General features: G+C 48.5%; 21 protein-coding genes. 8 read left to right on the plus strand and 13 right to left on the minus strand.

Annotated elements, in window-relative coordinates; translation table 11 throughout:
• The first annotated feature begins 67 nt into the window (after positions 1 to 67).
• Positions 68 to 970, plus strand: a complete 903-nt coding sequence (gene menA / locus CGRAC_RS10635; protein WP_005870970.1) for a 1,4-dihydroxy-2-naphthoate octaprenyltransferase — start codon at positions 68 to 70, stop codon at positions 968 to 970.
• Between the two features lie 534 nt (positions 971 to 1,504).
• Here the strand turns inward: menA and CGRAC_RS10640 are convergent.
• The gene (locus CGRAC_RS10640; RefSeq protein ID WP_005870976.1) at positions 1,505 to 1,714 is read right to left on the minus strand and encodes a DUF2695 domain-containing protein; all 210 of its coding nucleotides are present in this window, start codon (positions 1,712 to 1,714) and stop codon (positions 1,505 to 1,507) included.
• Positions 1,715 to 2,161: 447 nt separating this feature from the next.
• Entirely contained in the window at positions 2,162 to 4,009 is a 1,848-nt protein-coding gene (locus CGRAC_RS10645; RefSeq protein ID WP_005870979.1) for an aryl-sulfate sulfotransferase, read from the minus strand.
• Between the two features lie 234 nt (positions 4,010 to 4,243).
• Here CGRAC_RS10645 and CGRAC_RS10650 point away from each other — a divergent pair, with 234 nt between their 5' ends.
• The 6 genes from CGRAC_RS10650 (at position 4,244) to CGRAC_RS10675 (ending at position 10,553) form a co-directional block, all read left to right on the plus strand.
• Entirely contained in the window at positions 4,244 to 4,900 is a 657-nt protein-coding gene (locus tag CGRAC_RS10650) for a thiol:disulfide interchange protein DsbA/DsbL (protein WP_005870980.1), read from the plus strand.
• Between the two features lie 8 nt (positions 4,901 to 4,908).
• Complete coding sequence (dsbI, locus tag CGRAC_RS10655; RefSeq protein ID WP_005870981.1) at positions 4,909 to 5,532, plus strand: protein-disulfide oxidoreductase DsbI; 624 nt, start codon at positions 4,909 to 4,911, stop codon at positions 5,530 to 5,532.
• Positions 5,533 to 5,571: 39 nt separating this feature from the next.
• Positions 5,572 to 7,221, plus strand: coding sequence for a sensor histidine kinase (locus CGRAC_RS10660; RefSeq protein WP_005870982.1), 1,650 nt, complete (start codon positions 5,572 to 5,574; stop codon positions 7,219 to 7,221).
• A 1-nt stretch (position 7,222) separates the two neighbouring features.
• Positions 7,223 to 7,915, plus strand: coding sequence for a response regulator transcription factor (locus tag CGRAC_RS10665; protein ID WP_005870983.1), 693 nt, complete (start codon positions 7,223 to 7,225; stop codon positions 7,913 to 7,915).
• 146 nt (positions 7,916 to 8,061) lie between these two features.
• Positions 8,062 to 9,015, plus strand: a complete 954-nt coding sequence (locus CGRAC_RS10670) for a TonB-dependent receptor plug domain-containing protein (protein ID WP_005870984.1) — start codon at positions 8,062 to 8,064, stop codon at positions 9,013 to 9,015.
• Positions 9,000 to 10,553, plus strand: a complete 1,554-nt coding sequence (locus CGRAC_RS10675) for a TonB-dependent receptor (RefSeq protein WP_005870986.1) — start codon at positions 9,000 to 9,002, stop codon at positions 10,551 to 10,553. Before CGRAC_RS10670 ends, CGRAC_RS10675 begins: the two co-directional genes overlap by 16 nt.
• Before the next feature lie 212 nt (positions 10,554 to 10,765).
• Here CGRAC_RS10675 and CGRAC_RS12105 read toward each other — a convergent pair whose 3' ends face one another.
• The 4 genes from CGRAC_RS12105 to CGRAC_RS10690 all read right to left on the minus strand — a co-directional run bounded on the left by CGRAC_RS12105 (position 10,766) and on the right by CGRAC_RS10690 (position 14,738).
• Positions 10,766 to 10,906, minus strand: coding sequence for a hypothetical protein (locus CGRAC_RS12105; RefSeq protein ID WP_005870988.1), 141 nt, complete (start codon positions 10,904 to 10,906; stop codon positions 10,766 to 10,768).
• 169 nt (positions 10,907 to 11,075) lie between these two features.
• Positions 11,076 to 11,726: a thiol:disulfide interchange protein DsbA/DsbL gene (locus CGRAC_RS10680; RefSeq protein WP_005870989.1), complete on the minus strand. Its 651-nt coding sequence runs from the start codon at positions 11,724 to 11,726 to the stop codon at positions 11,076 to 11,078.
• Positions 11,727 to 11,981: 255 nt separating this feature from the next.
• Positions 11,982 to 12,836: an aldo/keto reductase gene (locus CGRAC_RS10685; protein ID WP_050346355.1), complete on the minus strand. Its 855-nt coding sequence runs from the start codon at positions 12,834 to 12,836 to the stop codon at positions 11,982 to 11,984.
• 129 nt (positions 12,837 to 12,965) lie between these two features.
• Positions 12,966 to 14,738 (minus strand): aryl-sulfate sulfotransferase, encoded by a 1,773-nt coding sequence (locus CGRAC_RS10690; protein ID WP_005872686.1) that lies wholly within the window; start codon positions 14,736 to 14,738, stop codon positions 12,966 to 12,968.
• Between the two features lie 188 nt (positions 14,739 to 14,926).
• Between CGRAC_RS10690 and CGRAC_RS10695 the strand changes: the two genes are divergently transcribed.
• A complete protein-coding gene (locus CGRAC_RS10695) occupies positions 14,927 to 15,136 on the plus strand; it encodes a tautomerase family protein (protein ID WP_005872687.1) in 210 nt (69 codons plus the stop codon).
• Here CGRAC_RS10695 and CGRAC_RS10700 read toward each other — a convergent pair.
• From CGRAC_RS10700 to CGRAC_RS10730, 7 genes are all read right to left on the minus strand, one after another.
• On the minus strand, positions 15,111 to 15,422 hold the full coding sequence (locus tag CGRAC_RS10700) for a Rossmann-fold NAD(P)-binding domain-containing protein (protein ID WP_143297831.1): 312 nt from the start codon (positions 15,420 to 15,422) through the stop codon (positions 15,111 to 15,113). The genes CGRAC_RS10695 and CGRAC_RS10700 overlap by 26 nt on opposite strands.
• Before the next feature lie 87 nt (positions 15,423 to 15,509).
• Positions 15,510 to 15,776: a hypothetical protein gene (locus tag CGRAC_RS10705; protein WP_005872690.1), complete on the minus strand. Its 267-nt coding sequence runs from the start codon at positions 15,774 to 15,776 to the stop codon at positions 15,510 to 15,512.
• A 69-nt stretch (positions 15,777 to 15,845) separates the two neighbouring features.
• Positions 15,846 to 16,805, minus strand: coding sequence for an NAD(P)H-dependent flavin oxidoreductase (locus CGRAC_RS10710; RefSeq protein WP_005872691.1), 960 nt, complete (start codon positions 16,803 to 16,805; stop codon positions 15,846 to 15,848).
• 333 nt (positions 16,806 to 17,138) lie between these two features.
• Positions 17,139 to 17,783, minus strand: coding sequence for an NAD(P)H-binding protein (locus CGRAC_RS10715; protein WP_227940507.1), 645 nt, complete (start codon positions 17,781 to 17,783; stop codon positions 17,139 to 17,141).
• Positions 17,784 to 17,976: 193 nt separating this feature from the next.
• A complete protein-coding gene (locus CGRAC_RS10720; protein WP_005872694.1) occupies positions 17,977 to 18,450 on the minus strand; it encodes a hypothetical protein in 474 nt (157 codons plus the stop codon).
• Positions 18,451 to 18,471: 21 nt separating this feature from the next.
• Positions 18,472 to 20,055 (minus strand): tannase/feruloyl esterase family alpha/beta hydrolase, encoded by a 1,584-nt coding sequence (locus CGRAC_RS10725; protein WP_050346356.1) that lies wholly within the window; start codon positions 20,053 to 20,055, stop codon positions 18,472 to 18,474.
• Between the two features lie 119 nt (positions 20,056 to 20,174).
• A complete protein-coding gene (locus tag CGRAC_RS10730; RefSeq protein WP_005872696.1) occupies positions 20,175 to 20,774 on the minus strand; it encodes a YagU family protein in 600 nt (199 codons plus the stop codon).
• Positions 20,775 to 20,807 lie beyond the last annotated feature (33 nt).

Below are 20,807 nucleotides of genomic sequence, written 5' to 3' on the forward strand. Positions count from 1 at the left end.
TTCCGCTAAATTTTATCTCGGGTTCGCCGTAAATTCGGCGTATAAATTTAACAACAAAAGGTAAAAAATGATAACCGCAAAGGCTCTTTACGCATCAGCTCGCCTTAGATCGCTGCCGCTTAGCGTCTCGGGCGTACTGCTCGGTAGCGGCGCAGCATACGGCGCGGGCGTATTTAGAGCGGATATTTTCGCACTGGCGCTGCTTACGACGCTACTGTTTCAGGTACTAAGCGACTACGCCAACGACTACGGCGACGCGGTAAAGGGCACCGACGACGAGGGCAGACTGGGGCCGCGTCGCGCGATACAAACGGGGCAGATGAGCGCGGCCGAGATGAAGCGCGTCATCGTCGCTACGGCGCTACTTTCTGCATTTTCAAGCCTCGCGCTAAGCGTTTTGGCATTCGGCGAGCGGTTTTATCTCGTACTGCTGTTTTTGGCGCTGGGCGGTGCGTCGATATATGCGGCGATCCGCTACACCGTGGGCGCTAGAGCATACGGATACCTGGGGCTTGGCGACGTTTTCGTGTTTTTGTTTTTTGGACTACTAAGCGTGCTGGGCTCGTACTTTTTATACGCGCGTTCGCTCGATGCGGCGCTGCTGCTGCCTGCGTGTGCGTGCGGGATGCTAAGCACCGCCGTGCTAAATCTAAACAACATGCGCGACATCCAAAACGACGCGCTCAAAGGCAAGCGCACGATCCCCGTTCGTATCGGACTGCGCGCCGCTAAGCGCTACCACTACGCGCTGATCGCGGGTGGAGCTAGCCTGATGCTTTGCTACTCGCTTTTGCGCGGCGAGCAGGGCGTAAAACTACTCTACGTAATTAGCTTTGCGCCGCTTGTGTGGCACCTATTTTTCGTCTTAAAAGTGCGGGAGTGTCGCGACTTCGACGGGCAGCTAAAGGTCGTCGCGCTATGCACGTTTGCGATGTCGGCGCTGTTTTTCGTCGGGGAAATTTTGGGCTAAATTTAAATGCCGCGCAGATAAAATTTACGTCGGCACCGCAGCAAAGTCCTCTCACGCAAAAGCGCTTTGTGCGAGTTCTCCTAATCTTGCAATCAACCTGCTTGTCGCACAGCAAAGCGTCTGCGGCAAGCTCGCTCAATGAAAACGTCCATAGCATATCCCTGTCCGCCTGATGGCTACTGCAATAAAATTTAAGGGGCAAACTCTAGATCTCCGCGCCGTCTTGTATCGTTAAATTAAGCGAGCATACCGCTCTTAAGTCCATACAAGCCCCATCACACCACGCTTTAATTGCCGTTTAACGGCAGGTCGCCCGCCTTTTGCGTCAAATTTAAAAACTAGAGCATTAATGCTACAAAAGGCCCGCGTGTTTGGCGCGGTAGGTTTTGTGCTTATTGCACGGCGACAGTTCGCACCGCAAACGCTGCTTTAGCCCTACTTTTGAGCCCTCGCGCCACTAGAATTTTACTAAATTTTACGCACTGCCTCTTTGAAACGACGCTTGCGAAACCATATCTTTCTGCGCACAGCTCCCTAAAACTCGAAGCAATTTTGCACGTTGCTTAGAACTTCGCAATCGCAATACCTGCCGTTTTGCTCGCAAAAGTCCAAAACCGCCGTCTCGTTCGGCATGCGGCGAGCTCGCAAAAACTCCAGCGTGAGCCTATGCGTGCCGTCGCAGCCACGATGCGCCAAGCCCTCGCCTAAGAACTCAAATAGCCGTTCAAACTCCGCCCTACTCATCGGCAGGCTCTTTTCAAATGCATCTCACTGCCGCTGCGCCGCGAACTTTTTGAGTTCCTTTTTTCTGGATTTTTCCACTATTTCTCCTTTGCTGCGCCGCCTTGCCGCACGGATATCCTTTGGATGCATTAACCTCATACCCGTCGTCCCCCGCCCTCAAGCGGGATGCAAATTTCATCCAAACCGTGCGCTAGCTCGTCTATACCGAAATAACGCTTATTAATTTTAGCAGAGCGAAATTATAGCAAAAGCAGAGCGCGAAATCGCAAATCCGATGATTAAATTTTATCTAGAATAAAGAGCTATGTTTTCGGCTAAATTTTACCGTACCGAGGGATAAAATTTGCCGAATTCGGATGAAATTCTATCGAGTAGATGTGTAGAATTTGACCATAAACTAAAACAAAAGCGGCCGCGCTCGAAATACGGCCGCTAAATTTTAAAATTTTACTTCTCAAACGCTTTTTCTAGGCTAAACGGAAACGCCTGATAGCCCATCGCGTTGGTCATTTTTATCTCGATTGACGGCTCTTTTGCGCCCCATTCAAACTCGTTGATGTGAGGGCTAGGCACGCCGACCGGGCGGCCTTTGGCGATGTCAAACTGCATGCCCGCGACCGCGGAGTAAACCATCACGCTATCAAGGTCGTCTTGATACTGCGCTAGCGAAGTGACCGAGCTGTACCACTCGCTGCCGCGCTGTTTGCCGTACTCCCAGACTTGCTCGACGGTTTTAGCTTTTTCGTCGATTTTATAGACGACCGCGCGGGAGTATTTCATACCCGCCATCGCAGGCTGCTCCATGCCGCGGGTGTCGCCGTTGTCAAAGACGGTGAGATACACTACGCCCTTTTTGGACTTGCTATCGATGCGAAATGCCGTATGTTGCGTCCACTGCCAGTCAAATCCGCCCTTCTCGCTCTCATATCCCGGGCATTTTGAGTACTCGTCCTCGCAGACGATCTTTTTGCCGTCTTTATCTACGGGTTGAAGCAAAAAGCCCTTAAATTCGTCCTTCCAGCCCTTGTGCGCGCCCATTATCCATTTGATCTTTTTGTCGCGGCCGATCTTGATGACGGCGTCTTGGTGGCGGCTGGAGATGATGATGCTATCGTCGCTTGGATCATAATCCACGCTATTTACGTGCGCCCAGTTGCGTCCGGGGCCCGAGCCCACGATGTCGCCCCATTTTTCGTTCGTATCCATCGCGGCTAGCTCGTCCGTGCTCGCGGTATGACCAGCCTTGCTAGCGTCGATATTTAGGCACACCGCGCCCTGATCGAGCGTTTTTAGCACGATATCGCGGTACGGATCTAAAATTTCATACAGCCTAAAATCATCCACGACGTTGCCGTCTCTATCGACCTCGACGATGACGTCGCGCACGGTGCGGACGTTTTTGCCGTCGGCGCGTTTATAGTTGGCGTTTGCCGCGCGTAGGAAATAGTGTCCGTTTTGCGCAACGTCCATAGAGTGCGAGAAGTCGTTGTAGCTCGCAGGTAGCTCGCGGTTAAAGATTTCTCGTCCCATTATGTCGTATTTGGCGTATCTTTGGCCGTATCCCCACGTCATCGCGCCGTCGTCGTTTTGCTTAAAGCCCATCATGACGCCTGCGGAAAAAGGCTGCTTGAGGTCGTAAATTTTACTCGGCTCCAGATACCAGCGCACTTCGCCTTTGGTGTCTAGGATGAAGTTATTGGGGCTGTAGTTCCACTCGATCGCGCCGCCTGCGGGGTTGTTCCACACGACTTTGGTGCCCTTGCCCGTTTTATTTACGAAGTTATTTACGTAGTAGAGGCGGTTTGCAAATTTCGCGCTCGGAGCCTTTACGACTTCGATTTTATCAAACAGCGCGCCCTTTTGAGACGGCATGCCCGAGCTTTCTAGATAAATCGCGGGCGCGTAAATTTTATAGGTTTCTTTTATGTGTTCGGTTTGACCCTTATAAATTTTATCATACTCGACCTCGACGGTGTTTTGATAGTCAGGGTAAAGTCCAAAAACAGGGATTCCGCCGTGCGTACGCAGATGCTTATCGGCGACTTTATAGCTGATAACCTGACCACCCGGCTTTGGTACGATAGTGACTTTCGCGTTTGCTAGCGTGTAGCCGCCGTTTTTGATCACCGCCGTTAGAGGCGCGATGTCGTATGGGTTTACGACTACTTCGCCGATCTTGCCCGGGATGCCGTAGTCGATGTGTGCGCCGCTAGGTCCGCCGATAGCCAGTGCAGCCGTGCTTAGACCGCCTAAAAGCGCCGCAGCTAGCGCAAATGAGGAAAGAGTTCGCTTCATCTTATTCTCCTTTGAATTGATTTGATATCGTAATTTTAATCAACCTCGCTAACGTAGAAATCACGCGTTTATTAAAACTTGCTTAATTGTAAAAAATAATTTCAAATTTTATCTTTTGTGCCAAAATTTAGTCGAAATTTTATAAATTTAATCTAAAATTTATCTTAGCGTGAGTTCTGCGGCGGCGAGAGAATATAAAATTAACGCAAACAAAATCATTTTAAGGAGCATTCCATGAACCTACTTTCTAAATTTAGCAAAGGCTTTTTAGCCGTAGTGATGTTTGGCGCCCTTAGCGCGTCAGCATTTACCGAGGGCGAGGACTACGTAAAGCTGCAAAAGCCGCTATCAGTGGAGCAAAACACGCTAGTTAAGGTCTTTAGCTACGCATGCCCGTTTTGCTACAAATACGACAAAACCGTCACGCCGAAGGTCGTAGAAAAGGTCGCGGGGCTAAAATACGTACCGTTTCATTTAAAAACCAAGGGCGAATACGGCGAGGCAGCGAGTAAAATTTTTGCCGTCTTAGCCGTGATGGACGAGGAAAAGGGCGTGAGCCTGCTGGATGAAAACTCGCTGTTTAAAAAGGCGAAATTTGCCTACTATAAAGCATATCACGATCAAAAGCAACGCTGGAACGACGGCAAGGACGAGGCTGCGTTTTTAAAGACGGGGCTTGATGCGGCGGGTATCAGCGAGGCGGATTATCAAAAGAAACTAGAAGATCCAAAGGTTGCCGAACTGCTTAAAAAATGGGACGAGAGCTACGACGTAGCCAAGATCCAGGGCGTGCCGGCGTTTGTCGTAAACGGCAAATACCTCATCATGACGAAGTCCATCAGCTCTATCGACGGCATGGCGCAGCTAATTGAAGAGCTGCTTAAAAAATAGGGCGCGGCATGAAATTTGCGGAAAAAATAGCAAAATTCGCAGACAGCCGTCTGCCGTGGGCGATCCTCGTAGCGGTGAGCGTCGGACTCGTGGTGCTGGCGCATTCGCTGTTTCAAAACTACGTCTATATGCCGCCTTGCGAGCAGTGCGTCTATATCCGCTTTGCATTTTTGTGCATGGCGCTAGGAGGGCTAGTCGCGATCATAAATCCCAAAAATTTACTTCTCGCGCTCGCGGGCTACCTGCTAGCCTTTTGGGGCGCAATCCAGGGCATAATGTATAGCGTAAAACTCGCCAAAATCCACGACGCCGTGCACGGAGACGAACCGTTTGGCGTACAGGGCTGCTCGACCGAGCCGCACTATCCGTTCGGCCTACCGCTTGAGCGGTGGGCGCCCGATTGGTTTTTGCCTACGGGCGACTGCGGCTACGACAGTCCGCTGGTGCCCGAGGGCGTCACGCTAAGCGGCTTTCAAAAGTATCTCGTGGATCTTTACGGGGACGGCTGGTACCTGATCCCATCAAGCAAATTTATGTCGATGGCCGACTGTACGCTGATCGGCTTTGGAGTCTGCTTCGTCGTGCTTGCCGCGATGTTTATTTGCAAAATTTTAACTCTGAAAAAAGCTTAAATCGGTCTAAATTTAGACCGATTTTGCTATACTCGCCGCATGAGAGCCTTACGCGAACATAATTTTAAAATCTACTTCATCATCATTTTCGCGAGCCTTTTCGTGGTGCTTTTGGGCGTGAAAAACTACGAGGACGCCAAGGCGCAGATCGTGGCGCTCGCGGATAAAAACAAGATCGCCGCTAGCGAAAATATGGTCGGGAATTTCTCGTTTTGGCTAGACGAGCGGCTGCACTCCCTGGTGCGCGCGGCTAAATTTATGCAAAACGCGGACGCGATACGAGACGACGAAAAGCTCGGCGGCTTCATACGTCTTTTTAAAGAAAACTCCGCAGAATTCGACGCCTTGCAGTTTTTGCGCGAGGATGGAGAAATTTTCGTAGACGGCAAAGAGCTAGGCGACGATGAAGCGATGCCAAAGAGCCTGCGCACGGGGCTTGTTTGGTTCGAGGAGACCAAAAGCACGCTCGCGCCTACGGTAAATTTTATGCAGCGCCATAAAACCTTAGGCGAGCCGACGCTAAATTTATGCGTGCCCGTCATGGACAGCGGCTCGTTTGCGGGGGTGTTTTGCGGCGTGGTGAAGCTGCAAAACATACTAAAAAATATGGAAAAATTTAAACTCGCGCCCGATTCCTACGCCTTTATCGTCACTCACGGCGGCGAAATTTTAACCCCGATGAAAGATGCGGCGCTAAAAAAGCAGATCGAGGATAAATTTAAAGAGCTTTTTTTGCGAGGCGAAGATATCACGAGCCTAAATATCGGCTCGAATTTCATCTCCGTCGCAGAGATCCCCACGCTAAACTGGTTCATCGGTGCAGGCACCGATAACGAAAAGGAGCTAGCCGCGCTGCTTAACTCCGTGCTAAAAAACGCTCTCATCCTGCTTTTTGCGTTCGCGGCGCTGGCGCTCGTGGCAAATTTCCTCCACAACTTTATGTACTCAAAAATCAAAAACCTGCAAGACGACTACGAGGCCCTGCTCAAGCACAAAGCGCGTATGAGCGAGGCGGGCGAGCTAATCAGCGGCATAAATCATCAGTTTATCCAGCCGGTTAATTCGCTAAATTTGATGATCTCAAGCCTACTCATGCTGCAAAAGGACGGCAAGCTAGACGCCGCGACGCTAGAGCATATGCTGCAAAAAGGGCAGGCTGCGACCGTGCTTTTAAGCGATACGATCGAGATTTTTAGAAATTTTTACAAAAGCAGCGACAGCCCGCAAAAATTTAGCGTGCAGCGCTGCATAAAAGACCTACTAAAGCTCATGCACACCGAGCTTAGCAAGGCAAACGTCGCGGTAAGCTTGCGCGAGTTTAAAGACGAAGAGGCCACGCAGCGCATGGGCATCGTGCAGCAAATTTTGCTCATCCTCATTCATAACGCCAAGGACGCGGTCGTGGAGCGATACAAAGAGCAGATCGCCAAGCGGCAGGTTTTTTTGGACATCAAATTTGAAAACGGCACGTGCAAGATAGCCGTCACGGACTACGGAAGCGGCGTGAGCAAGGCGGCTCGGGATAAAATTTTAACCCAGCCAAAAACTACCAAAAAGCAAGGAAGCGGCATCGGGCTGTATTTTGGCAAAAAGCTAGCAAACGAAAAGCTTTCAGGCGACATTAGGCTACTAAGCGCGGGCGATCCGACGACGTTTGAGCTGAGTTTTGAGATAAATTTAAAGGAGTGAGATGCAAGAGCACTTAAAGCTGCTTAAAGACCTGAGCGTCCTCATCGTCGAGGACGACGAGATCGCAAGGGAGCTGCTAATAGGCGGGCTAAAGCCCTACTGCCTAAGCGTCTGGGGCGCGGCGGACGGGCTGGAGGGGCTGGAGCGCTTCAAAAAGCTAGCTCCCGTCGTCGTCATCACCGACATCCACATGTCCGCGATGAACGGCTTTGAGATGATGAAGGAGATGATACGCGTCAAACCCGCGCAAAAATTTATCGTCTTCACCTCCTACGACACCGACGACAACCTCATCAAGAGCATCGAGCACGGCGCGGCGTCGTTTCTAAAAAAGCCCGTCGATATCGCCGCGCTTTGCCGCCTGCTCGTGGCTCTAACCTACGAAAAGAACGAAAAGTTTGTGTGTCTGGGCCCGCAAACCAGCATAAATCTCGCCAAAGAAAAGATCTACAAGAACGGCGAGGAAATTTATCTATCTTTTTTGCAAAACAAGCTCTTTTGGCTCTTTGCATACAATCTAAACAAGCTCGTGAGCTATGAGATGATCGAGGAGTTCGTCTACGAGGGCGAGCAAACGAGCAAGGGCGCGATACAAAATGTCGTGCTGAGGCTGAAGCGGGAGCTGGGGGTTAAATTTAAAAATATCAGTGAAAGCGGGTACATAATGCTAGACGAGGAGCAGGGCAAAATTTAAGCACAATATCCACAATTGAAAAAGCTTTTTAAAAATATATTTGTTAAAATTTTATCGCGATAAATTAGCGGTTAATATCGAGCTGGATTTATAAAACTTTAAAAATATATGATGTAATATTTCGTAAAATTTCTAAGGGGATAATTATGAAAAATTTTAATAATATCTCTTTTGCCGTGGCCTTTATTGTTATTAATATTTCCTTCGCGCAAGATATATATTTGGGACGCATAGAAGTGATTGGTGAACAAAACCGAACAAATCCGCAGTCCAGCGAATACGGCTCTTCAAACACCGTTTCGCAAGAAGAGATAGAAAAGATGCCTAAAAAGGAAAGCACTATCGCTGAAGCGATAAAAGCCAATCCAAACGTCGCTTTTAATAAAAAAGCTGATAAAAGCATAGATAGCGGCGAAATTTCACCTAAAGATTTTAGCATCAACGGCGCAAGCTATTATCAAAACAACTTCTTAGTAGATAACGTAAATTTTAACTACGATCTGGATCCCGCAGGCAAAAGACCATCTCGCGGTCTTTGGTGGGCTCCGACGCTAGGCTCTCAGGCTTTAAATTTAGACACTGATTTGTTCAAAAGAATCAAAGTTATCGATAGCGGCGTCTCAGCCAAATACGGCGACTTCCAAGGTGGCGTGATAAATACAAAAACCAGAGATCCAAAAGAGGGCTTTCATGGAATTTTGAGCACGAGCTATACAAGTAAAAAATGGAGCAAAATTTTCATTGATCCATTAGTGGAACAAAACTACACGGATAATACCTCAATGATGTGGCTAAATAAAAGCGACTTTGTCAAAAAACGCTACCGAGCGGGCATAGAAGGCTACGTGAGCGAAAATTTTGGACTTTTGTTTGATTATACGAGGACGAGCTCGGTGATAAAAAATATAACAAAACCTGGCGTTATGGATAGCAGTATCGCAACCCAGCCCGATGATAAAAGAAAGGCGGAAAACTATTTTCTAAAAAGAATCATAAACGCAGGCGATAACGTCGTTTTAAGGCCAAGCTTTCTTTATGCGCTACAAAAAACAGAACCTCTATCGAATACGATCTGGGTTCGGATATGGATCTGCACCTAGGCGGATACGTTGCATCTATCGAGGCGGACGTCGATCTTGATAACGTATTTTTAGAGCATAGCTTAAGCTACTCAAAATATACAACTTCAAGATACTTCGACGATAAAGATGGTCTTTATGAATACAGAAAATCAAATATCAAAAACTGGGGAAATTATAATTTCAGGGGCGCAACGTATTCGTATCAAGGCGGGTTAAATGATATAAGGGAAAACCAGAAAAACTTAAGTTACAAATTTGACGCTAGCTTGAAAGAATTTGAAGCTCTCGGCGCGCTTCACGCCGTAAAAAGTGGCTTTGAGTTCACATCACAAAGAGGAAGCTACGAGGTACTTACGCCTTACGTGCGCTACAGCAATCCAAGCGCCCTACCTGCAGGCTACGTCTGCGCTAGTGGCGACAAGACTTGCATAAATGACGATAGCTTTGGCGGACGAGGTCAATTCCTAAAGACTAAAGACTACTATGGCGATGTCAAAAATACTCTAAATTTACATAAAATTTCTCTTTATATCGAAGACGAGATGAGATTTGGTAAATTTAAGATCCGCCCAGGCGCCAGGATTGAAAAAGATAGCTTTAATAACGATATAAATATCGCGCCTAGACTTGTGAGCGAATATGAATTCTTGGATAAAAATTTTCTAGGCTTTGGGCTGAATCGATACTATGGGCGGAATTTTTTCGCGTATAAAATTTTTAACGATATGCAAGCGCATTATAAAACCTATACTAGAACGGCGCCTAATCAAGAATTCACCCTTGACGAAAGCGACAAAAACAACAGGCTAAGCACTGATTTAAAAACCCCTTATGACGATGAGCTTAGCCTATTTTACAGAGGCGATATACAAAATGCGCGACTAAATTTAAAATATGTCAAAAGAAAAAGTAAAAACGAAGTCGTAGGAATGTCAAGAAGCAAGGTAGGCTTGCCCGCGCTTAGCGGTCTTGCGAACGAATACTACGTCTATATGAATAAGGGTAGGAGCAATACCGACATAACGACTTTTAGTATTCAAAATATCGAGCCTTTGATGCTTATGGGGATTGAAAACGATCTGGAATTTTCCGTAACCTACACGCATAAAAAGAAAAATTTTAGCTCCTATACCGACATAGACATCGATGATCCCGTTTATTACGAAGGAAGCGTCATAAAAAAGGGTGATTTGCCGGTGATTGCTTTTTATACTCCGGTCATTGCAAGGCTCGGGCATAACATAAATTTCTCATCGTTTAACATTTCTAATTTCATTACCTACACTGGTAAAACCAATACGCTGATAAGCGGCTATGATAGAGCGCTTGGGATGCGAAAATATAGCAAATTTAAACTCCCGTCCTACGTGACGTGGGATATGAGAGTGGGCTTTGAGCAAAAGATCGCAAAGGATCTTAGATTTTTCACAAATCTCACTATCAATAATATCCTAAATAAAAAACATGCCATCGAAGCTGGAACATACGACGGCAAGGTGTATTATGACTACGATCTAGGACGAAATTTCTGGCTTGAGGCGGGAGTTAGGTGGTAAATTTAAGGCATATAACTTCGGCGTTCGCCTGATTTGATAAATTTAGAAACGCAAGCCTAAAAAGCTTTAAAATTTTAAAGCTTTTTAGTAGCGAAGTCTCATAACGAGCACAAAGTTAAAATTCGCTAAGCGCGAGAAATCATGAGTTAGGAACTTTTGAGCGGATATCACTTATCGTCTAGCCACCGATTGCATAGTCATCAGTAGAAATTTCATTTATCGCCACGATGAAAGTTTTTTGCCTCGCTCATAACTTCGACAAAACTTTGCTTGAGCTCTCTTTTTGCCGCGGCTTCCTTTTGCCGCTTACTAAGCCCACCGTTTTCCTTCATCATAACGTTAATAATCGGCATTTACCCCGAATCCATTAAATTTGAGATGATATTTAAATTTTCAAGTGCAAATCTGCCACTATTTTGGCGTAAAAGCGATCAAAATTTTAAAATTTTACCATGCCGCTTAGGGGCAAAATTTACTAGAAACTTTCCCATCGCGGCTAAATTTGATATGGCGCGGCAAAACCTATTTCGCCAGCAGCTCTTTTACCGCGGCGACCATTTCATCGACGGAGCCGAACGAAGCCGTGTTTAAGAGATACTTGCCGCTGACGACAAATGCCGGCACGCCTGAAATCACTGCGACTTCGTAGCCCGCGTCCCATTGCGCGAGCAGAGCCTGCGCCTTTTTGCTAGCAAGCGCGGCTTCGTATTCGCTCATGCTCACGCCTGCAGCATCTAGCGCGGTTTTGATGAACCTTTGTTTGTCGCTACCGCCGCCGAAATCATCCTTTTTGTCGTGGATCGCTTTATAAATCGCAAATTTCGCCTTTTTAAATTTCGACTCGTCGCTTAGCAGGCTCACATCGTCCTTTTCATCAATCACGATGAGCGCTGCGAATATACCGCTCGCCGTCTGTCCGAACACGCCTTTAGTCTTTAGGTGCCATGGCAAAAACTCCGTCCCCTCAAGCTTTTTCATCAGCTGCGGCGTGACCGTTCTATCGAACGCATAGCAGTGCGGACACTCGTAGTTAAAAATTTTAACGACGCTGTTTTTCGGCACGTTTAGCGGCTTTTGTAGCACTTGATAATTAACGCCCACCTCTAGCGCGTTTGCGCCTATGCAGAGCAGGCAAACGGCGGCTAAAGCTTTAAAAAATTTAGCGATTTTCATAAAATTCCTTTGCGGTAAATTTTAAAGATTGTATAAAATAAAGGGTAAATTTGAGATTAAGCGGACAAAGGCAAGGCGGCTCCCACAGAAAATATATAAAGTAGCAGGCTACGCCACCAACGCAGCTTGAGCAAGCGGGCTAATTTATCGCCACAAGCTCTATCTCTGATCCCGTTCAGGTTTAAATTTAATAGTAAGGATTGCATGCTCGCGGCTTAATTTTAAAGCATGCAATCCGCTTTAATTTAATAAATTTTACTTATCAAAAGCATGGATTATCCACTTTACGCGCTCAGGATCTGCATGGTCGAAAAACAGCGTCTTATCAGTATCAAGCGCAGCGATGGCAGCCATATCATCAGGCGCAAGCGCAAAATCAAAAATGTCGAAATTTTGCTTCATCCTCTCGATTTTAACGCTTTTTGGAATGACGATGATGCCGCGCTGAATTAACCAGCGCAAAATAACCTGAGCCGAGCTTTTACCATATTTTTCGCCGATACCGCTTAGCACGGCATTTTTAAATATATCGTTTTTGCCCTCGGCAAAGCTAGCCCACGATTCAAATGCTATGCCGTAGCCATCAAGTACGCGCTTTAACGCTTCACGCTGATAAAACGGATGGCACTCAAGCTGATTTACCGCAGGGATGACGCCGCTGTTTTCGCATAGATCGACGATCCGATCGGCGTAGAAGTTGCTAACGCCGATAGAGCGAATGCGCCCCTCATCGCGCAAACGTTTCATCGCTCGCCACGAGCCATAAATATCGCCATATGGCTGATGAATGAGATAAAGATCAAGATACTCAAGCCCTAGCTTTTTCATCGACGCATCGAAGGCTTTTAGCGCGCGCTCTTCACCTGTGTCGTTAATCCAAAGCTTAGTAGTGATAAACAGCTCCTCGCGCTTTAACCCGCCTGCAAGAGCCGTCTTAATTGCTGCACCCACGCTTTCTTCATTAAAATACGCCTGCGCGGTGTCGATGAGACGGTAACCCACGCTGATCGCATCCTCAACGCATCTTTGCGTCTCTTTCGGATCTACCTGAAATACGCCAAATCCTAAAATCGGCATCTTGTTGCCGTCGTTTAAGGTTAAATACTGCATTTTAGCTCCTTTGCTAGAAAAATTCATCTTATATAAAAATTTAAAATTTCGCGTTTAAGTCGTAAAATTATACTCGCACCAAAGCGACAGGTGGAATTTAAAAGCCAAATTCCAACCTGTCGCGAAATTTTAATAATCAAAGATATTCGGATCGATCACCAGCGCACGGTAGGCCACGTCGTCTCTAGACGCAGACTCCGCGTCCATTTCAAATTTGACGTCATTTGTCTTCGGATCGATCTCCACTAGCACCATTTTGATCGTTTTATCAGGCTTTAGTAGATAGACGTTCGAACTTGAGATGAAGTACGTACTTTTATCCTTTTGCCACTCCACGTTGCTAGTAACCGCGCTGTAGAAGTCAAATCCGCGCTCCTTGCCAAACTCCCACGTCTGCTCGACGGTGCCCTTTTTCTCGTCGATCTTGTACTCGACCGCGCGAGAGTATTTTTGCTCTTTTAGCGCAGGCTGCTCCATGCCGCGGCCGTCGCCGTTGTCAAATACGCTGATGTGCTTTACAGAGCCCTTGTTGTCGTAGCGCGGAGTCAGCCACGCGGTGTGCTGCGTCCACGACCAGTCAAAATCGCCCTCGCATCTTGAGTTTTCGCATTTGATCTTGTTGCCGTTTTTATCCACGGGCGCTAGCACTTTTTCTTTAAAGTCCGCACTCCAGCCCTCAGGCGATGCGAGGATCCATTTTACCTTTTTGTCGCGGCCGATCTTAACGATGCCTTGATGGCGAAGCGAGAGGATGATGCCGTCGTCGCTAGGATCGTACGAGATGGAGTTTACGTGCGCCCAGTTGCGTCCCGTGCCGGTTGAGGTCACGTCGCCGAAAGGCAGATCGTCGCTTATTTTGATCTCTTTGGCGTCCATGTCGATATTTAGGCATACGGCACGAGCGTCAAGAGCCTTGATGAGGTTGCTGCGGTAGACGTTTTTACCGAAAATTTCATTCAGATCCCACTCGTCCACGACCTTGCCGCTGCCATCCACTTCGATGATGTGATCTCTGATCGTGTGCGAAATTCTGCCATCGGCGTGGTGGTAGTTATATTTACCGACGCGAAGCAGCAAGTGATCGCCTTTTAGCGGCATCACCTCGTGGCTAAGATCGATGTAGCCGCGCGGCAGCTCGCGATTATACACCTCCTTGCCCATCATATCGTAGCGCATATATCGCTGCGCCATGCCCCAGCTCAGATCGCCGTTTGGCAGCTGGTGAAAGCCCATCATCATGCCGCCGTCCATCACTCTGCGTTCGCTGCGATCGTAAAATTTCTGATAGTCCAGATACCATCTGACCTCGCCCTGCGTATCGACGACGAAATTTTCGGTGAAGTCGTTCCAGCTAGCCGCACCGCCGTTTTTCCAATCAAGCGGCTTATAAACGCTCGTGATCGTGTTGTTGATGAGATAAAGCCTGTTTTTAAACGCAGGATCGACCTTTTTGACCTTCATCTTTTGCATGTGGCTAAATCTATAATCGCGGCTATACGTCACGATCGGCTGAGCGTAAATTTTATACTTTTCGACCTTCTTTTCGCCGTTAAAAACGTAGCTTACTTCGACCTCGTTTAGATAGTCCGGATACAGCCCCCAGATCGGCACGCCATCGTGCGTCAGTAGCGCATGCTCGGAGACGTTATAGGCGATGTCGATGCCGCCGTTCGGCTTACCGAGCACCCGCACGTGGATATCCTTGATGTCCTTGCCCGCCCTATCGATGACGGCGGTTAGAGGCGCCACGTCGTAGGGGTTGATAAACACCGAGCCAAGCTCGCCCTGGGTTTTTACCTGATGCGCCAAAACGCCCGCACTCGCAGTCTGCGGCACCGCTATAAGCGCGCCGCTTGCCAAGGCCGCAGCCAAAACGATAGAACCGAAAAAATTCTTACGCATATTCGCTCCTTTTGGGTAAATTTATCAAATTTTACTACTACCAAATCACATAATAATCATACTAGCTTTAAATCAAATTTAAAGTTAAATTCTAATATATCTATTTAAATTTTAGAACGCAAGCGAGACGGGTAACAGGCTAAAATTTGATATAATTAGCCCTGCTTTATCAAATTTAAGGAGAGAAAATGCCATTCGTAAATATAAAAGTAGCCGCTCCGGAGCCTACAAAAGAGCAAAAAAAGCAAATCATCGCCGAGATTACGAATACGCTAGCACGCGTATTAGGCAAAGACCCAGCCGCAATACTCGTGATGATCGAAACGCTCGGTATGGACAGCATCGGTAAAAGCGGTCTAAGTCTTGAGGAGATCAAACAAAATAAAGAGAAAAAATGAGCGAATTTTTATAGGATTTTGAGCTAAAAATCACGCTCGCAGCGGGCGATACTTGCGCCGCTAAGCGGTCTAAATTTACCGAACACGCAGGCGGGCAGCAGTTAAAAACCGCCGCCGCAAGCTGCTCTAGCGGGCGAACATCCGACCTCTCGCCCAAGATTATCGGCGGACGGACGATCTGAAGGCTGTCAAAGCCAAGCTCGCTCACGCTCTGCTCGATACGTCCTTTAGCGCGCAGATAAAAGCTTAGCGAACCTTCGCTCGCACCCGGAGCCGATACGAGCACAAAGCGCCGCGCAGCCCCGCACCATCGGCACACCCTGTTCGTAAAACATCTCCACGCCCTCAAGCTTGCCCGCGTCGGCGCGCATACTTATCGTGCCCATTTTCCCATTTTGGCCACCAGCTGCGTTTGAGAGACGAAAGGGACTTGCACGGCGAATTTGCCGCTCTTTTCAAAAAGCGAGCGGGTAAAAGAGCCCGCGCCCATGACCGCCGTTAGCTTGTCGTAGTCCAGAGGGCAGACCCATGACGCGCTCATCACGTCCCGCACGCCGTCAAATTCGGCCGAGGCCATGACGGTCGGTCCGTGATTTATGAGGCGATACGCCTTGTGAAGTTCGACAGGTTTTAATGCCATTTTTTCTTCTTTGATTTTGATAAAATTTAAATTTTATTTTTTGCCGATAATGCCCTAAATTTGGCAAATTTAAACAAAATCGGCCATAAGCTCGCCGACGATTTCTTTGGCGCTTTTTATCTCTTTTATTAAGCTAATACCCGAATTTACGTATATTATGCCGTTTTCTATATCGCCGTCTATCATTGCAAGCCTTAGCGGATTTAGTCGCTCGATTTTTTGCGCCACTACTTCCTTGTCGCCGTTTAGATACATTGCGTTTAGCTCTTTGGCAAATTTACTCGGCACTACGCGTTGATAGTCCGAAACAAAAAATAGCTCGCTAGAGCCCATAGATACGATGCTCTCTTTTGCCGGTTGCGCTGCCGGGCACTCGGTGCTAGCGATAAATCTAGTACCCACGTAAACACCGCTAGCCCCAAGCGCAAAGGCTGCTCGTACGCCTCTAACGTCGTTTATCCCGCCCGCAGCCATCACGGGCACGCTCACGGTATCGGCGATAATCGGCACGATGCTAAAAGTACCTATTTTATTTTGCGGGAGCACTCCACCCTTATCGTATCCCGTGGCAATTATAATATCTGCGCCCTCTTCTTGTGCCGCGCGAGCCGAATTTACGCTTGGCGTAAGCGCTCTGTGCACCAAAACTCCGCCGTTATCTTTTATAAATTTAAATAGCTCCGTTTCCACTATGCCGACAAAGAAAAACGCCTTTACGCCAGCCTCAAATGCCGTTTCCATAACCCTTAGCACATATTTTTTGTCATTATCGTTTCGACAAACGATATTTACGCCGTAAGGCTTATCGGTTAGCGCCTTTATGCGTTCAAATTCTCGTTTATATCGCTCTTTCGTATTTAAATTTTCAGCGTCTCTGCCGGCATTTGGCCCCAGCACGCCCATTCCGCCGGCATTTGATACGGCAGCTACTAATGCGGCGTTTGTTACGTTATTCATCGGAGCTTGCACGATAGGCAAGCTGATGCCCAAAATCTCGCACAGCTTTGTCGATTGATTAAAATTTTTCATATTCTTTTTCCTTCTTTTTTCGTTAAATTTTCAGCTAACGTACCTGCCCTCGGCGCCTCTTTGCAGGTTTGTCACTATTTTTGGCGTTTTGTCGGCTTTGGATATTTTCGGCGCTAGCTTTTTAGCTCAAACCCCGTCCGCCGCGCTAAATTTGAACCCGCGCGCCGGGAACGATAAACGCGCAAAAACGCCGACGCGCACGGAGGTCAAAGCCCCAAATTTTCTATCAAATTTCGCTTTTAGGTAGCGGTAAATTTAAACGCTCGCCGAGGCAATCGCGTAAATTTGATTATCCGTGGATAAATTTAAGAGGCGAGGGCTTGCAAAATTTGCCTAATCCTGCAAGCCCATCAAATTCGAGCTACTACGCAAACTCTTTTGGATGATAAATTTGCACGCCCTTGCCGTCCGTTTGAGCGGCGGCGATGACGGTGGCGCGCGATTTTGCGCGCTCATCGGGCGGTAGTTCGCTAAGATGCCCCTCGGCAAAAGCCCGAACAACCAGATCGTAAAGAGCTCGCTGAGGCGCAGCTCGTTACGTTCGCTTTTTATCGCGGGCAACCTGGCAATTTGCAGGTTTTCATAGCCCAGCGCGCCGATCTTTTTCTCGGCCTTGCCCTTTGCCCTCATGTAGAAAAATCTCGACCGTTCGTCCGCGCCGTAGGCGGAGATGAGCACGAAGCGGCGAGTGCCCGCGGCGATGCCCCATTTTGCGGTGTTTACGGGGTAGCTCACGTCCACTTTGTAAAACTGCCTGCGGCTGCCGGCTTGCTTCATCGTCGTGCCAAGCGCGCAGAAAATCTCGTCTACGCCTCGCGGCTCTATCTCTTTGATTTTGTCGAAATTTACGATCTGCACCTCAAGCTTTTCGTGGCTAAATTTCAGCTCTCTGCGCGCCCAAACGACGAGTTTATCGTAGTTTTGGCTTTCGCAAGGCCCTCGCACGATCTCGCGCCCGACCGCTCCCGTAGCGCCCACGACCAAAGCCGTTTTCCCATTTTTGCTCCTTTGATTAAATTTTTATAGACGGCAGATACCGCGAATAACCGAATCAGCTCGGTATTAATGCCCTAAATTTACGTCTTAGCCTGCTGAGCAAGCCTAAGTCCTGGCGCGCTTGGATTAAATTCTTTCGCGGCGCGCAAATTTGGCAGGCTTAAAATTTCACCCGCTATTTTCTGTGGATCTTATAGCCCTTGCCGCTTTTTGTTTTTAGCAGCGAAATTTTTCCGTCTTTCGAAACGTAGTAGCCGCCCTTAACTTTGCTTAAAATTTCGCTCTGCGGCAAGCTCGCCCAAAAAATTTCTACCCTACTTTTATCCGCGGAAAATATCCCGTAGATCGCAAGCGCAGTGTTATCGGGGTCGTCCAGCTTCATGTCAGCGACATCGAAAACCTGCACGCAGCTATTCTTGATCTTTGAAAAGCTCTGCCCCGCGGCGATTAAGCAGCCGTACTCGTCCGTGCCGCCGCCTACCATCGGCGTCTGCACTGCGGGCACCTTGCAGACGCCCTCACTCGTGCCGCAGTCCGCAGCCGCGCCTTCGCTTCTCTTATCCGCTTCCTTGCCTATCTTTGCATCGTGCGCCGCGCAGCCGCACAAAAGCAGCGCGGCAAAGGCCGCGGTTAAAATTTTGCCTCTCATCTTTACTCCTTTAAATAAATTTTATCTGCACTCAAAGCTACTCGCGCTATTTTCGTCGCCGCCCACGTAGATAGCCACTTTTGGATACGCGCAAATAGGGATCTGCTTACCGGCGCGGCTCGTGCTTTTGCCTAGCAGGCTAGATGGAGCCGTTCCCTGCTCGCACCACGCTTCAAGCGCGCTTAGCGGATCGACGTCATCGATGCCGTTGCCGCCGCCGCAGTGATTCATCCCAGGCAAGGCAAAGAATCGCGCAAATTCGTCCGCATTCGCGTTCGTTTCCACTAGTTTTTTGAACCAATCGCGCTGATTCATCGCCGAAAATACGGGATCGGAGACGCCCGTTACGATGATGAGTTTGCCGCCGTTAGCGCGGAAGCTATCAAGCTTGGTTGAAATCGCATCGTTTATCGCCGCGGTCTCGAACGTTCGCTCTACGTCCTTATCAAAATCAAAGCTCATCAGATCAAACTCCGGTTGCGGCGGCGTCAAGAAATAATAATTCATCGAGCCCTTTGAGAGCACGATATTTCTAGCATTCGGCTCGGCGCTTTGCGAGTCGCCAAGCTTCCACATGCGCCAGCCGGGCTGATTTACCCCGGCATCGTAAAACCAGCCGCTGTAAATTTGCTCGCCCTTGCTGTTTTTTGCGCCCTCAAATATCGCCTTTATCGCAGAAATTTTATCTTTGGGCAGATCAAGGCCGCTAGGATCAAATTTACAACGCTCCCAAGCGCCGATGATTCCGTCTTTTAGGCCGTCGAGCGCATCGCATTTATCTAGAACCGCCTTGCTTAGCTTATCTAAATCCTCCTGCGTAAGGGCGTTTGCAAAAATTTTATCCCCCGCGGCGTTTTTAGGCGCGATCTTCATAAGCTGCCGGTTGTCCCACTGCTCCGCTATCGCCGCGCGCGAAAGCCTAAAGCCGGGATTTGCCGCGATTACGCCGTCAAATTCCAGCGGATACCTCTGTGCTGCCATCAGAGCCGAGCGTCCGCCGTTTGAGCAGCCCATAAAATAGCTGTGCGCGGGCGCTTTTTTATACGCCGCAAAAACCAGCTGCTTTGAGACGCTCGCGACCTTGCCGATAGCCTGATACGCATAATCTAGCCGCGCCTGTTGCTCAAGTCCGAACTCGGGCGTAGGCGTAGGATGTCCCGAATCGGTCGTGACGACCGCATAGCCCCTCATAAGCGCGGGCGTTGCGCTGCTAGTGCGGATAGGCACGGCGCCAAGAGCCGGCGCTACAAAGCCGTCCAAGCCGCCTCCACCCTGAAATAGCAGCTTGCCGTTCCAATCGCTCGATAAGCGAAGCTCAAATTTTATGCCGTAATGCTTGCCGTCCGAGCCCGTGCGGGAGGCTATCTCGCCGTGAATTATGCAGTGAGGTGCGGCTTTTAGCGTCTTTTTAGCTCCGCCGGTTAGCGCAGACATCTTATCGGCGCCGATTTCGCCGCTTTGATTCCAGATCGCTTCGCTAATCTTTGTATCGTAAATTTTCGTGCCCTTTAGCGCCGCGCAAGCCCGCTCGTCAAAATCGCTCGCAAGCGCTCCCTGTAAGCCTAAAGCAGCCGTAAAGGTTGCAACTAAAATTTTATGTTTCATTGATGCTCCTTTTGAAATTTTATTAAACATAATTCTAACATAAAAATTTATCGTGATTTTACTGCGTTTATAAGAAATGATGGAATCCCGCACTAAACGGGGCGGAATTCCAAATTTAGCTAGAAGAGCGAAGCACCCGAGCGGTCCGCGGGATCGGGCTCACCCGTTACGCGATTTCGTAGATCGCGACGAAATACTTCGATCGCCCAAAACCAAACCGCGTGCCCGAAAAATTCCGAAACGTGCTCATACCACGGAAGCTGAAAAAGCGGCGGCGTAAGTCCTAAAAGCGGCAGCGTGATGCAATGCACCGCGATATTTACGACGATACCGAACGCGACGCCCTGAAATAGCGTGATTTTAGGAAATTTCTCGGCAGCAACGCAATAAAACACGGCAAAGCAGACCGAAAAGATGATGTGCGTTAGCATGATCGAGTTAAACGCGTGGCCTGCGAAGGTGTAAATCGCGGCATTTGGGTCGCTAAGCCCAATATAATCGCGCAAAAAGACGTAGGGCGGATTTAAGAAATTTCGCGAGCAGTCGATCGTGTCTGCGGAACGGATGAGCTTTTCAGCGCCGCATGCCGCCTCGAACATATCCTGCGGCGAACGCGGAGGTAGTGGCACTTCGCCGCCCCATTTTACGAATGCGCCGATGATGCCTGCAGGGATACCCAAAAGCGCCATTAGACCGAAGTGAGTTTGTGTTTTTTGCATGATAGCTCCTTGTGTAATTTGTAAAATGTCGCA

It is taken from the genome of Campylobacter gracilis, from assembly GCF_001190745.1.
Classification (GTDB): Bacteria; Campylobacterota; Campylobacteria; order Campylobacterales; family Campylobacteraceae; genus Campylobacter_B; species Campylobacter_B gracilis.